This is a genomic window from Fastidiosipila sp., assembly GCA_012511175.1.
Lineage (GTDB): Bacteria > Bacillota > Clostridia > Saccharofermentanales > DTU023 > UBA4923.
Genome location: JAAZGO010000027.1, coordinates 12,780 through 26,689, shown reverse-complemented (window position 1 = coordinate 26,689; position 13,910 = coordinate 12,780). Strand labels below are relative to the sequence as shown.

Below are 13,910 nucleotides of genomic sequence, written 5' to 3'. Positions count from 1 at the left end.
ACCTCTTGTTAATGCTTCAAGGCGTTCGCAGCAAATCGATGTAGGGAAGGAAATCATGGGTCCTGGAAAAAGAAGGAAGAATCAGCTCTTCTTCGGGCGTGACCGTGAGCCTGATTCCTATCTTGCTCTGGGTCAGATGAGCCAGATAGGAATCCGTTTCAAGGGCGCCGGCCATGGAGGCTGCCGGTCCGGCCGCCTCGATGACGTAAGGGGGCATCTGCCTGATTCCGTAGCAGAGAATGGTCGGGCCGACGCAGCTGACCTCCGAAACGGCCGTCAGGCGAGTGCCGTTGAAGGAGATGGCACGTGCGCCTGAAGCCCACAGAAGATTGAGTATATAGTTGATGGTGCTGTCATGGATGACCGCTTCAATCGGATCCGTCAGGGGGTCATAATCCAGCTTGTCATTGAGCGTCAAGGTGATACCGCTGCCACGAACATCTGTCATCCCGGACAGAAAGGCATATTCTCTCATTTCGGCCAGGATGCCGCTGACATCCTGGTATTCTTCCAGCCGGCGCAATAATGCCTTCTTGCGGTCTTCCAGCTGGCCGTTTTGAGACTGCAGGACTGCATACTGCTCCTCTTCCTGCTCCAGAACCGCTCTGGCACGGCGGATCGCGGCCGCCTCCTTGTTTTCACCTTTTCCCGTTTCCGCAAGCTGCCTCACAAGAAAACCGGAAGAAAGGCCTGCAAAAAGGGCCATCAATAACGCGACTGTTCTTATCCATCGACTCATATCCTGAATGACTCCTCTTCGTTCAGATAGCTGGAAAATCGCTCAGGCAGCGGACTTTTGCAAATGAAAGGCTCTTGAGTCACTGGGTGGATGAAGGATACTTCCGAGGCATGCAGCAGTTGGTGGATTGGGTCTCCCGGCCGTTTTCTGCCGCCGTAAAGGGTGTCGCCGATAACCGGGTGACCGATGTAGGCCAGGTGCACCCGGATCTGGTGGGTCCGTCCCGTCAGCAGCCGGCAGCGAAGATGGGAATACTCCCTGCGGCTGGACAAAACTTTAAATTCAGTACGGGCCCTCCTGCCGGACTCCCGGATTTCCATTCTTTTCCGGTTGACATCCCCTCTGGCGATGGGGGCATCGATAAGTCCTCTGGCAACCTCAGGGCATCCCCGGACGATCGCATCATAATACCTGCCGATTGCCCCGGTTCGGAAAAGATCTGCAAGCAGGCGGTGGGTGCGGTTGTCACGTGCTACCAGCAAGATCCCTGATGTATCCTTGTCAAGCCGGTGAACGATACCGGGCCGGCCGGAGCCCGCAAGGTCTGACAGCCCACCGGGAAACCGTCCCAGCAGGGCATTGACAAGTGTTCCGTCCTCATGCCCGAAGGCTGGATGCACCACCCGCCCTGCCGGCTTGTCGATGACGGCAAACCAGTCATCCTCATAAAGGATCGAAATCGGAATGGCTTCGGCCTGGGGGGCTGCTTCTTTTTTTTCACCGGGCAGAATCAGCTCAACCAGCTCTCCGGCCGCAAGAATTCTTGACGGCACCGTTTCGTTTCCATTCACGGTTACCTGCTTGCCGGCAATCCTGCGCTTCCATGATTCCCGTGACAAGCGGGGGAATTTCAGAGCCAGCCATTTATCCAGCCGCATGCCCCCCTCGTCCAGTCCAACAATCTGCCTCGCCTTATTCACTCTTTTCCCGCTTCTCCCCCGGGTGAGCTGCCCGTCCGGTTCCAAACTGAATGGAAAGAAAATGGCGATCCAATAAGACAAAGATAATCAGAAGTCCCGTTCCGATTGTAATCATGGCGTCGGCCAGGTTGAAGGTGGGAAAGGCGTAGGAGCCGAAAGTAAAGGAAAGAAAATCGGTCACGGCACCCAGCCTCAGCCGGTCAATCAAATTGCCCGCGCTGCCTGAAATCAGCAGGATCAGGACCATCTTGGCCCGCATGCCACCTGCCTTGCGCAAAAACCACAGCAGGGCGAAGAGCACAATGGAGGAAAGGATGACCAGAAAAGCCAGACCCCAGTTCTGGCTGGAAAAGATGCTCCAGGCAGCGCCCTTGTTGGCCAAGTATCTCAACTCAAAGAAACCCGGAATGACTGTGGCGGCTTTGCCTCCACCTATCAGCCGTTCAGCCAGGCCCTTGGTCCACTGGTCAATCAGGATCAGGATCATAATGATCATCATCTCCATACAAATAAATCCTCCACACCCAGATAGGGCGCACGACTGGTTCCTGGTAAACTTCCTTCGATATTCCTACTGTACCAGACCATGGTAGCTGTTGCGGCCAGGCCGGTAACGGGCAGTGCCTTAAAAACCCGATTGACGGCTTCTGCATAAGAATCGGGAGACAGGCTGTTTCCCTCTTCACCTGAAAGGTCAAGACTTGCCAGGCGCGCCTGCCGCAGAAGTTCCTCTGATCCACTCTCCATCGCTTCCATCCCGTCGAGAAGTCCGAGGGCCCGCAGCCCGTCAAGATAATCTGCGGGGTCAGGAAAGAAGGGAACCGTATCGGCCAGCATCACCGCATCAAATTTTCTTTGCGACAGGGTGGCTGGCCAGTCCTCCGCATGGACCTCTTCCACAATCAGTTTTCTGTTGATACGAAGAAATGCGATTGAGAGACGGCGGATCAGGCCAGCCTGAATTGTCCGCACAGGCACAAGCAGCTTGAAAGGCGGCAGGTCCGGACTGACGGGCTCTCCCTTTTCGTCAAATTCAACTGCACCTTCGGGCAGGCCAAAATTTTCCGGAATTTTCGGTACTTCCAGGGGCGGGACAGCCGCGCCCCGAAGGCGGAAATCTCCCCTTGAAACGGGGTAGCCGGCGTAGGGAAAAGGCACGGAGAGGGTTGACAGCTCAGGATCCGATCCGAATACATAAAGCAGTGCATCGCGATTGTCGCGGCTATTACCCTTCGATCCGCTGAAGAAGAGCGAGAGATAACCGGCGTCGTCGAAAAGTTGTTTCCGGATGCGTGAACGGTCGGCAAAAAGCGCCGTCTCTGCTGAGTCCATTAACAGGAGGTCAATTTCTCCAAGTTCGAAGGCATAAGCTGCCTCAACGGCGGTCGGGTACACGCTCGCCTCAATACGGCGAATCCGGCCGCTGCCGCCTGTAAGAACCAGATGGGAGGCGGAATGCGACTCCACTTGCCAATCCCCGGTGCCCGCGGGAGGGGTCATGGACTGCGACTGAGCCTGGCTTTCGGGCACGATGGGAAACAAGAGCAGGCGCGGGAGCAAGGGATCGGGTTCTCTCAATCCGATCACCAGTTCCCCCGCTTCATTGACAGCCACAGAGATGATATTTTGATAACTCTGATACCGCCATTTCTCAATGCCCGAAAACAAATCCGGCATTGGGAAGGGATCCAGGGATTCCACCGGATCATCCACCACGCTTCGGCCGTTCATGAGTTTCAAAAACTGTTCCATGGATGCACGCGCATCCTGAGCCGTTACGGCCTGGCCGTTGTGGAAATGGCGATTCTCCTCGAGCCTTATCGAGCACTCAAGGCCATCCGCGGACCAGCGCCATGACCTGGCCAAAACAGGCTGGATTCTTCCGTCAGACGTCACATCAAACAGAGGCTGATAGATCAGCTCCAGGAGTGAGGAAGTCGCGTAATGCTTGGGGAAGATGGGGTTAAGGTTGACTTCGGGCCGCATGGCAACACGGATCCGATCATCCGGCGCTGCCGCTGATGGAGGGGGCAGCGTTGCCGGGATTAAACTTTCCTCCGGGCCGCCTTCAGGCAGGATGTCCTGCCCGCCCGCCCGACAGCCGGACGCAACTGCAAAAACAATTATGCCCAGAAGGACTGCGGCAAACTTTTTCATCCAACCGTAAGTCCCCTTACCTTTCGTCGAAAAGATCTCATTCAGATTACCACAAAGCCTTTGGGTGCACGCCAGAATAGCGGGGAAAGGAACCGCGCAGACATTTTCGGACGTCTGTGCGGCTCCCCAATTTTCTGTTTTGTTGTCTGTCTTTGCCCTTTATTTGGCAAAGTCACTGTAACGGCTCTCACGGATCATATTGACCTTGATCTGACCGGGAAAGTTCAATTCCTTTTCGATTTTTTTGCAGATTTCATGAACAAGAAGCGGCATCTCCTCATCAGTCACTGAGTCGGGCTCAACGATGACCCGGATCTCCCTGCCTGCCTGGACCGCATAGGTTTTCTCCACGCCGGGAATAGACTGGGCAATCTCTTCGAGTTTTTCAATCCGTTTGATATAGGTCTCAATGTTCTCCCGTCTGGCCCCGGGCCGTGCAGCTGAAATGGCATCGGCAGCTGCGACCAGGCTGGCGATGGGTGTTTCAGGTTCAACATCCCCATGGTGTGATTCGATGCTGTTAATGGTAATGGGGTCGAGCTTGTAACGCCGTGCGATTTCACCGCCCAGCTGCACATGCGAGCCGTCCATCTCAAAATCCACGGCCTTTCCCAGGTCATGCAATAATCCGGCCTTTTTCGCCGCATTGACATCCAGATCGAGTTCTGCCGCCAGCATGCCGGCAATACGGCTGACCTCGACTGCGTGCTGTAAGACATTTTGGCCATAGCTGGTCCGATATTTCAAACGACCCAGCATGTGGACAATTTCTGCTGGAATGCCTGTGACATTGGTGTCAAAGACAACCTGTTCGCCCGCTTCACGGATCGAATTTTCCACTTCCTTGGTCGCCTTCCGCACCATCTCCTCAATACGTGTCGGGTGGATGCGGCCGTCCTGCACCAACTTTTCAATGCTGATCCGTGCGATTTCTCGCCGGACGGGATTGAAACTGGACAAAATTACGGCTTCAGGGGTGTCGTCGATAATGAGGTCGACGCCCGTCAGCTGCTCGATGGTCCGGATGTTCCGGCCTTCACGGCCTATAATCCTGCCCTTCATCTCTTCGTTGGGAAGCGAAACGACAGATACTGTTGCTTCGGAAACATAATCACTGGCATAGCGCTGAATGGTACTGACGACAATTTCCTGCGCCTTGGCAGCAGCTGTCGACCGGGTTTCATCTTCCAGTCGCTTGTAGAGCAAAGACAAATCGTAACGGTACTCCGTTTCCGCCGCCTCGAGTACAATGTCCCTGGCGTCCTGTACCGTCAATCCCGCAACCCGCTCAAGTTCAGCGCGCTTTTGCGCGTCGATCTCTGCTAACTTATATTCTTTTGTCTGAAGTTCGGCTTCTTTATCCTTGTAATGCTGCTCCCTGTCCTCAAGGCTTTGGGCCCGCCGGTCAAGAATTGTTTCCTTTTGGTCGATCCGCTGGCGTTCCCGCGTCAGTTCGTGACGGCGCTCCCGCACATCGCGTTCAAGTTCTATCTTTGCCTTATGCACTTCTTCTTTGACAGACAGGAGGATCTCCCGTTTCCTATCCTCCCCGTCCTTAATTGCTTGACCAACAAGGGTCCGTGCCTCTTCTTCTGTCTTCTGCTTTTTTTCAAGCAGTTCACGGCTCTTCTTGCTATACCCTTTATGATAGAAGAGCGCCGTCATGGCCCAGGTGGCTAAGGCGCCCGCAAGTAAACCGGCAATCACATAAAACCATTCGATGGTAATCACCTCCAACTATTCAATTATCAAGTTTCGAAACAATTATTCTGATTATTAGTCCAGGAGCGTTACCGGCTCCCGCCGGTCCCGGTCGTTTGTTCTATTCAACAGTTTATGTGCCGCCGGGCTGAATGTCAATGAAAAAACAGGATGTTTGACAACATCCTGTTTTAGCTGACTGAGCTGATCTGAGGTGGATCTTCTTCAACGGCCCCCCGTCGCGAGGTGCCCCAGGATTGCTGCGATCAAGAGCAGGGCAACCGTTACATGGATGACCAGCCAGGCTGACTTTTTCCTCTTTTTTATGTAATAGCCGTAAGCCCCGACAAGCAGATTGGCCACCATCAGGGCAGCTGCCGCCAGGCCGGTCCATGAAAGCCAGCGGTAGAGCAGCTGGACAATCACATGAGCCAATAGGACCAGGGCAGTGAAAAGGGCAAAAAAGCGGTGGTTGCCCACCACAAATCTCTGGACACGGATATAGGCCTGCCTCAGTTTCGATTCGCGGGGCAAGCCTGCCACAGCCTTGCGGTAAAGAAGCTTGACCGGATAATTCAGAACCGTCAACACCAGCCCCGCTGTCACCAGCCAGCCAAACAGACTCCCGCTGTTACTCATTACCTGCCTCCCGGCCAATGGCCTTTTACCGATTCACTCGTCAAGCAGAATGCCGACCTTGACCGCCCGGGCCAGCATACCGGTTCCATGGGGCGACTCAGTCCGGATTTCCTCGCTGTAATCTTTTCCGGCCTGGAAGCGGCCCTGGTGGAGCCCGCCTTCCCATTGACGGATATCGGTCACATCGTAAACAATTCCATCGACGGCAATATAGGCCTTTCGGCCTTCCAGGCCGTCATAGCGGGCCAGCTCGTCAACCGTCAGGATCAATCCATCACTTTCGGCCGCATCCCGGCTGCCCCTTGTGCCGGCACAAGCACTGACAAGAAAGAAAACAATCAGGAGAGCAAAGGTGAAAATCAGACGGCGGCCTGCCCGCCGTTTCAAACTTCTCATTGCGGGTCCCCCTTTCAGGTGTGGGGTTCATACCGCCTCCTGTTTGGTCAAGGACCATCTTGATATTAGTTACGCAGCCCTCTGCTGTCAAATGAACCTGCCGGCTGATACCGGTGAAACAGAACGGCCTGTTCCCGGATTGAATAGGGCCGGCTGTCATCATCATACCGGCCCTTGGCAAAGTATAGGGGTAAACTGTCCTCAGATTTGCGCGTAAACGATGTCGATTATCTCCTTGGTAAGCAGAGCCGACTCTTCCAGGTAGGCAGCACTGCTCTTTTCAGCTCCCTGGCGAATTTCCGGATCATCTATCCCGGCCAGGTTGATGCGCACATTCATAACCGAGGCCTGTAAGGCTGCATGGGCGCAAAGGGCGGCGACGCCCGCGTCAGAGATGCAGGTCTTATGGCCGTAACGGGCAATGGAACCGAGGTGTTTCAGCAACTCCAGCGATTTGCCGGCAGTCGTGAGAGGAACTTCCATGGCGGTGATGGAAGCGTCGGCAAGCGCCTGTTTCCGCTTCGCTTTGTCCTGGTCCGTTTCCTTTGGGAGAGCAAGTGCATCCATAAATACATTGAATGCTTCAATGTCGCGATCGATCAGATCGGTAAAATCGCGCTGAAGGCTTTCGATGGCCCGCCAGTCAGACTGGACGGCAGCCTTGGTCGTTTCATCATTGGCCTGGTAGGATTTCTTGGTGACAGTCAGATTGTAGACCATCTGGCCAAGTGCCGATCCGAGGGCTGCGATCAGGGCTGACACACTGCCTCCTCCCGGCGTCGCGCTCGATGAAGCAGCACGTTCAAGGTATTCAGTAATCTTCAAATGCTTAAATTCCAATTTTTTATCCTCCCTAACTGTGTTCTTTCCTGCCCCACTATAACATGAAGGAACAGATGGTCTTATACCAGCAGGCCGCCGGAACGGACAAGCTCTGCCATGGTCTCGATATCTTCCGACAAGGGTCTGTCTTCTGTAAGCCCGGCCACATGCCGCCTGATCTGACGGTAGAGTTTGCCGGTGCCTTGCCCCAGCTTTCCAGGTTCGAGCAGGTCCACTGCCTGGGCAGCGCAAATCAATTCAATGGCGATGACCCGGCTTGTATTCTCAACCACCCGGGCTGCCTTCCTGCCCGCAGCCGCGCCCATACTGACATGATCTTCCTTGTTGGCTGAGGAGGGAATGGAATCGACGCTGGCGGGATGTGCCAGAATCTTATTTTCAGAAACCAGCGACGCTGCGACATACTGTGGAATCATGAAACCCGACTGGACACCGCCCTGACAACACAGAAAGGCAGGAAGACCGTTCGACAGCTGTGGATTCACCATCCGCTCCGTCCGTCTTTCACTGATATTGGCCAGTTCCGAGACGGCAATGGCCAGGAAATCGAGTGCCAGCGCCAGGGGTTGGCCATGGAAGTTTCCTCCGGAAAGGACACGGCCCGTCTCAGAGAAGACGATGGGATTATCCGTCACGGCATTGATCTCCCGGCTGAGTACTCCACGCACGTAGCCAATTGCGTCAAGTGAAGCTCCATGTACCTGGGGGACACAGCGCAAGGTATAGGCATCCTGAACATCCTCAGTCCGGGAATCGGCCAGGAGGGATCCTTCAAGCATGGATAAAAGCGCCGATGCGACGGTCATCTGGCCTGGCTGGTGGCGAAGCGTGTGGATTCCCGGATCGTAGGCGTCGCGAAAGCCCCGGAGCGCTTCAAAGGTCAGCGCTGCGGCCGCATTGGCTGCATTCAGGCAGTTTTCCGCCTCGAGCAGCGCGAGAACACCAAGTGCCAGCATCCCCGCCGTCCCATTAATCAGGGCCAGCCCGTCTTTGCCATAAAGCTGGAGCGGTTTGAGCCCCCGGCTGGCCAGAGCCTCTTTGCCGCCCATCTTTCTCCCGTCAAGCTCTGCTTGTCCCTCGCCCATCAAGACAAGTGACATATGGGCCAGGTAGGCCAGGTCGCCTGATGCCCCCAGGGAACCCTGTTGCGGGATCACGGGAATTATGTCCTCATTGATCAGGGATGCAAGCAGGTCGGCAAGCTGCGGGTTAATGCCCGAATAACCGACACAAAGGGCATTGAGCCGCAGCACCATCATGGCACGGACGACCTCCTTTGGGAAAGGCCGGCCAACGCCCGAAGCATGGCTCCGAATCAGATTGCGCTGCAACTCATAGTTCTGGCTTTCCGAGATGGTCACCCGGCTCAGGTCACCGAAGCCGGTGGATATCCCATAGGTTGGCTTGCCCGAAGCCAGAATGGACTTGACCAGCGAAAAAGATGCTTCCATTCTCTGGCGTGCAGCATCCGCAATGAAGACGCCCGAGCGGCCATAAGCCACTTCGGCGACTTTCTCGGGAACAAGATCCTGGCCCCTGATCTCCAGAAGATGAACCGGTTTTGACTCTTCCATTAACTCCCAGCCTGACGGCCCCCCTATATTCTGCTTCCCCGGTCCAGCAAATCCTGGGCCAGCAGCCGCGATTTTTGATCATCCGGCCGGCCGGAAAGAAGGCGGGCAATTTCGGATACCCGCTCCTGACCCTCGATGCGCTTAACCGTGGTCCGGGTTCTGCCCCCTTCAACTTTTTTCCCGATCAGCAGCTGGCAGTCCGCGCTGGCGGCAATCTGTGCGCTGTGGGTGACGCAGATTACCTGGGCGGTCCCGGAAATTGCTTTCAGCTTTTGGGCAATGCGGCTTGTGGTTTGTCCGCTGATGCCCGTATCAATTTCATCAAATATGATGGTTGAAATGTCGTCAAGCCCAGCAAGAACCGTCTTGACCGCCAGCAGCACGCGGGAGGCTTCACCCCCGGAAACAATGGAAACAAGTGGCATGGACGGCTCACCCGGGTTGGGCGCGATGGTGAAACGAATCTGGTGCGGATCAGCGGCAAGGCTCCCGGATTCGACAGCTTTCGCCTCAATCTCAACCGCAAATTGTGCATTTTTCATGTCCAGATCGGCCAGTTCGCGGTTAATCGCTTTTTCAAGATGATCGCCAGCCTTCCGCCGCAGTTCGTAGAGTGCTGACGATTGCGATCTCATTTTTTCAAGAAGCGCCTCCTTGTCCGCCGAAAGGCGGGCCAGTTCTTCCTCGGTCGCATCAAGCCGCTCCAGCTCGATCCCAGCCTTTTCGCCGTAGGCAATTACCTCCTCCAAAGACGGCCCGTACTTTTCCTGGAGGCGGCGGAGCAGCTGCAGACGGCTGTTGGCCTCTTCCAGCGCCCCCGGGTTGTCTTCCAGCCTCTCCAGGGTGCGGTCCAGGTCATAACAAAGGTCGGCCAGTCCGGTCTTGATTTCCCCGGCACGGTCACGCAATTCCTGCACACGCGCACTGTACCGGCTTGCAGCGCTCAAATCGATGACGGCTCTGCCCAGCCGGTCAACTGCTGATTCCCCCTCCGTTCCCGCAAGTTCTGTAAGGGCCCGGCCCAGGAGGGTTGCGATCTCCCGGATCGTTGACAGGGTTTTTATCTTTTTAAGGAGCTCTTCTTCTTCTCCCGCAGCAGGGCCGGCTCTGCGAATTTCCTCCGTTTGAAAAGAGAGGATGTCACGTCGCCTGGCCCGGGTTTCAGGGTCGAGAAATAATTCACCCAGCCGCTCCTCGAGGGACATCATCTCCTGCCGCATGGACGACCAAGCCTCGAGCGCCTGGCAGACCGGTTCGCCGGCGTAGGCGTCCAGCAGGATCTTGTGAACCGATTCGCGGAAGATGGTCTGCTGGTCGTTTTGACTGTGAATGGCCAGGAGCGGTTCCATGCGTTCCCGCAGCTCACCGGCTGTCACCAGCTGACCGTTGATTTTGGCATAGGTCCGGCCGCCATCGCGCAGTGTCCTGCCGGCAACAAATTCATTGTCCGGCTGGCCCTGGTTCAATCCGTCAAGGAGGATGCTGACCGAGGCCTCTTCAGCCCCGGACCGCAGCATGGCGCGGTCTCCCCGCCCCCCCGACGCAAAATCGAGGGCATCGATGACGATCGATTTACCAGCGCCCGTTTCGCCCGACAGGACTGTCAGGCCCGGGCCGAGGTCAACCTCCGCATGCTCCACCAGCGCGAAATTTTCAATCTCTACGCGATGAATCATGTCTCAGGGTTTATCTTTCTTCATCTTCCTGAAAGCTGATCCGGGCCAGCTCCTTCAGCTTCCTTTGCAAATTGACGGCAGATTCCTCCCCGTAGGCCGCGATGAAGACCGTGTCGTCACCGGCCAGGGTTCCGACCACCTCATCAAGGTACATGGAATCCATGGCGGAGGCCGCCCCCTGCGCCATGCCGGGAAGAGTCTTGATGACCACCAGCGAGCCCGCCTTGTCGATCGAGACGACCGCATCGGAGAATACCCGTTTCATGCGGCCTGAGGCGGCTTCACCGCTGTGAGTTAAAGCGACATACTTTTGTGACCCTTCTCCCGTCATGACTTTGACGATCCCGAGCTCCTTGATATCCCGTGAAATGGTCGCCTGCGTGACATCCATCCCGATGGCCTGCAAGGCATCGACAAGGTCGGACTGAGTCTCGATGTTACGCTCGCCTACAATTTGCAGAATCCGCGATTGACGCTGTTTTTTTGACGCTTTTTTCATCGGCTTAGACCCCTTTGCTGAATTTTGGCGGGGAGGGTTTTAAAGAAAGAATCTCCCCAAAGTCTGATGTATTTCACCTTTCTTTCTGACGTCTTTATCCTGACACGCGAGCCTGTCGACAGCTCATAACCCCCGCGGCCGTCAACCGACAGGAAAGCTCCCTCCTGGTTTGACATGAGGCGAAGGACAATTCCAGCGCCGGCATCAATCACATAAGAACGATTCTGCATGGTGTGAGGGCAGATCGGCGTAACCAATATGACCTCAGCTGTCGGGTGGACAATCGGCCCCCCCGCCGACAGGGAATAGGCCGTTGAACCGGTCGGTGTTGACACGATCACGCCATCGCCCGGGATATCCTGGACGCGAACCCCATCGACTTCCAGTGCAGCAATGATTGACTTTGCACGGCTGCCGCGGGCAATTACAACGTCGTTGAGCGCCTCGTCAATCAAGACCTTATGCCCGCCTGTATCAAAGCAGGTCGCCTCAAGCAGGGAACGGTATTCAATTTCATAATCGCCTTCAACAAGACGTGCAAGGGCTTCTTCCATGCGGTCCGGATCGATTTCCTGCAAAAAACCGACGCTTCCCAGATTAACCCCGGTTTTCGCCAGATCCCTCGAGCTTTCATGGTGGGCGGCAGATAGGAAAGTGCCGTCCCCGCCCAGACAAATCATCAGGTCACAGCTTGTATAGGAATCGCGGACCAAGTCCTCTCCTTCAAGATCAGGAACCATGGCCGGTTCAATAACAGCCGTCGAGCCCAGTCCCTTGATGGTGGCAATGAGCCGGCGTGTCACTCCGAAACCCGGGTCCCTGTCTGAATTGGGATAAAGCGCGATCCGCACCTTTCTCACCTTTCCTGAAGCATTTTGCGCATCCTCTCTTCAAGGCTTTCCGCGTCGAGCGAGACTTGAACCATGAGTTCCTGACGCGTCGCCTGAAGGGCAGTCGGGGTGCTGACCCCTGCATAATTTACCAACAGGCCAGGCACTTGAGTAACTGCCTTGGCCGAAATACAGGAACCAAAGCCGCCATTTTCAATGCCTTCTTCGATCAAGAGCAATCTGCCTGTTTTATGTATAGATTTTAGCATACTTTCATAATCAAACGGAGACGCGCAAATGCAAGAAAAGAGGTCGACGGAAAATCCAGGATCACTGGCCTTCAAATCCTCAACCGCCCGCTCCGCCTCCCGGATGCTTGTACCAAGCGCAACAACGGTCAGGTCGCTTCCTGCCGCAACCTGCCGCAGCGTCTGTAAATGAGAAAGCTCAATCTGATCCGGATCGCTGGGATAGCAGCCGTAGTCCCGCTTGCCTGCGAGGTCGTGCGGATAGCGGATCAGGACAGGGCCATCGTGGTGGCGCGCACCGATGAGCGAGGCCCGGAGATCAGCGGCTGAAGCGGGAGCCAGCACCGTCAGATTCGGCAGGGGCAGGGCGATGGCCAGGTCATAGAGTCCTTGATGTGTCTCCCCGTCTCCCCCGACAAGACCCGCCCGGTCGACCACCAGCACAAGCGGAAGATTTTGCAGGCAGACATCGTGGATGAGCTGATCCACAGCTCGTTGCAGGAAGGTGCTGTAAAGGGCCACGTAAGGGCGCAGCCCTCCTGCGGCCATGCCCGCGGCCATGGTCAGTGCGTGCTGTTCGGCGATGCCCACATCAAAAAACCTTTCAGGAAAGGAATGACTGAAGGGGACCAGGCCGGTTCCTTGTGCCATGGCTGCGGTCACCGCAACGATTTCCTTATCGTGGCGGGCCAGCTCGACAAGGATTTCCCCGAAGAGTTCCGAAAAAGTTTTGTCCTGTTCTCCATTTTCCGGTATATGGCCATTGTCAAGATCAAAAGATGGCACGCCGTGAAAAACTTCCGGTTCATTCTCGGCATAGCAGTACCCCTTGCCCTTGACCGTCACCACATGGAGGAGTACGGGGCCGCGGACCAGGCGGAGGGCGCGAAGATGACGCTCCAGATCAGCCACGTTGTGGCCGTCGACCGGGCCGTAATAGCGGAAGCCAAGTTGTTCAAAGATGGCACCGGATTCTCTCCCCCAGGAACGCCAGCGGCGCTTGCTTCTCGCAATCATCTGGACCAGGATCAGGCCCATAAGCGGAATTTTCAACAGACGCGCTTCCCAGGCGGTTTTAAGCCTGATATAACGCTGACTGATGCGCAGGGATTCCAGATGACGTGCGATGCCGCCGACTGCCCGGTCAATGCACATGGTGTTGTCATTGAGCACGACAAGCAGATTTTCACCGCTTTGTCCCGCGTCCGACATTGCTTCGAGCGCCATGCCGCCGCCAAGCGAGCCGTCGCCGATCAAGGCAATGGTCTTGCTCAGATTTCCTTTGGCCCGTTTGGCACGCGCAATGCCCAGGGCAGCGGATATCGAGGTGCTGCTGTGACCCGTATTGAAGGAATCATAGACACTTTCCTGTCTTTTGGGAAATCCTGACAGGCCGCCCTTGAGGCGAATGGTGGAAAAGGTATCGCGCCGGTCTGTCAGAATTTTCCAGGCGTAGCTTTGGTGTCCAACATCGAAGATAATCGAATCCTGGGGGTAATGTCCGGCTGCCAGGAGGGCAATGGTCAATTCGATGACTCCCAGGTTGGCCGCCAGATGGCCTCCGTTTTTGGATACAGTTTCAATGATGAGCGAGCGAAGTTCTTCCGCCAGCCTGGCTTTCTGCTCGGCGGTCAGTGCCTGTAAATCAGCGGTACCCTGAAGAGACTCCAGAACCGGATAGTCCATCC

The 13,910-nt window shown here is 55.8% G+C and carries 13 protein-coding genes; all 13 read right to left on the bottom strand.

Annotated features, from left to right (window positions below):
- Positions 1-16: 16 nt before the first annotated feature.
- The 13 genes from GX839_05870 to GX839_05810 all read right to left on the bottom strand — a co-directional run bounded on the left by GX839_05870 (position 17) and on the right by GX839_05810 (position 13,908).
- Entirely contained in the window at positions 17-739 is a 723-nt protein-coding gene (locus tag GX839_05870; protein ID NLB04988.1) for a DUF881 domain-containing protein, read from the bottom strand.
- Positions 736-1,659, bottom strand: coding sequence for an RluA family pseudouridine synthase (locus GX839_05865; protein ID NLB04987.1), 924 nt, complete (start codon positions 1,657-1,659; stop codon positions 736-738). The genes GX839_05870 and GX839_05865 overlap by 4 nt, the downstream gene beginning before the upstream one ends.
- Positions 1,652-2,164, bottom strand: coding sequence for a signal peptidase II (gene lspA / locus GX839_05860; protein ID NLB04986.1), 513 nt, complete (start codon positions 2,162-2,164; stop codon positions 1,652-1,654). Before lspA ends, GX839_05865 begins: the two co-directional genes overlap by 8 nt.
- A complete protein-coding gene (locus GX839_05855; GenBank protein ID NLB04985.1) occupies positions 2,155-3,816 on the bottom strand; it encodes a hypothetical protein in 1,662 nt (553 codons plus the stop codon). Before GX839_05855 ends, lspA begins: the two co-directional genes overlap by 10 nt.
- 159 nt (positions 3,817-3,975) lie before the next feature.
- Positions 3,976-5,481 (bottom strand): ribonuclease Y, encoded by a 1,506-nt coding sequence (rny, locus tag GX839_05850; protein ID NLB04984.1) that lies wholly within the window; start codon positions 5,479-5,481, stop codon positions 3,976-3,978.
- A 261-nt stretch (positions 5,482-5,742) separates the two neighbouring features.
- The gene (locus GX839_05845; protein ID NLB04983.1) at positions 5,743-6,156 is read right to left on the bottom strand and encodes a hypothetical protein; all 414 of its coding nucleotides are present in this window, start codon (positions 6,154-6,156) and stop codon (positions 5,743-5,745) included.
- Between the two features lie 33 nt (positions 6,157-6,189).
- On the bottom strand, positions 6,190-6,552 hold the full coding sequence (locus tag GX839_05840; protein NLB04982.1) for a hypothetical protein: 363 nt from the start codon (positions 6,550-6,552) through the stop codon (positions 6,190-6,192).
- A 201-nt stretch (positions 6,553-6,753) separates the two neighbouring features.
- The gene (locus GX839_05835) at positions 6,754-7,392 is read right to left on the bottom strand and encodes a cyclodeaminase/cyclohydrolase family protein (GenBank protein ID NLB04981.1); all 639 of its coding nucleotides are present in this window, start codon (positions 7,390-7,392) and stop codon (positions 6,754-6,756) included.
- Positions 7,393-7,454: 62 nt separating this feature from the next.
- Complete coding sequence (gene hutH, locus GX839_05830; GenBank protein NLB04980.1) at positions 7,455-8,969, bottom strand: histidine ammonia-lyase; 1,515 nt, start codon at positions 8,967-8,969, stop codon at positions 7,455-7,457.
- 23 nt (positions 8,970-8,992) lie between these two features.
- Positions 8,993-10,645 carry a DNA repair protein RecN gene (gene recN / locus GX839_05825; GenBank protein NLB04979.1) on the bottom strand — a complete coding sequence of 551 codons (1,653 nt, stop codon included), beginning with the start codon at positions 10,643-10,645 and terminating at the stop codon, positions 8,993-8,995.
- A 10-nt stretch (positions 10,646-10,655) separates the two neighbouring features.
- Positions 10,656-11,144 (bottom strand): arginine repressor, encoded by a 489-nt coding sequence (gene argR, locus GX839_05820; GenBank protein NLB04978.1) that lies wholly within the window; start codon positions 11,142-11,144, stop codon positions 10,656-10,658.
- On the bottom strand, positions 11,141-12,004 hold the full coding sequence (locus tag GX839_05815) for an NAD(+)/NADH kinase (protein NLB04977.1): 864 nt from the start codon (positions 12,002-12,004) through the stop codon (positions 11,141-11,143). The genes argR and GX839_05815 overlap by 4 nt, the downstream gene beginning before the upstream one ends.
- Positions 12,001-13,908, bottom strand: a complete 1,908-nt coding sequence (locus tag GX839_05810; GenBank protein ID NLB04976.1) for a 1-deoxy-D-xylulose-5-phosphate synthase — start codon at positions 13,906-13,908, stop codon at positions 12,001-12,003. Before GX839_05810 ends, GX839_05815 begins: the two co-directional genes overlap by 4 nt.
- Between the last annotated feature and the right edge of the window lie 2 nt (positions 13,909-13,910).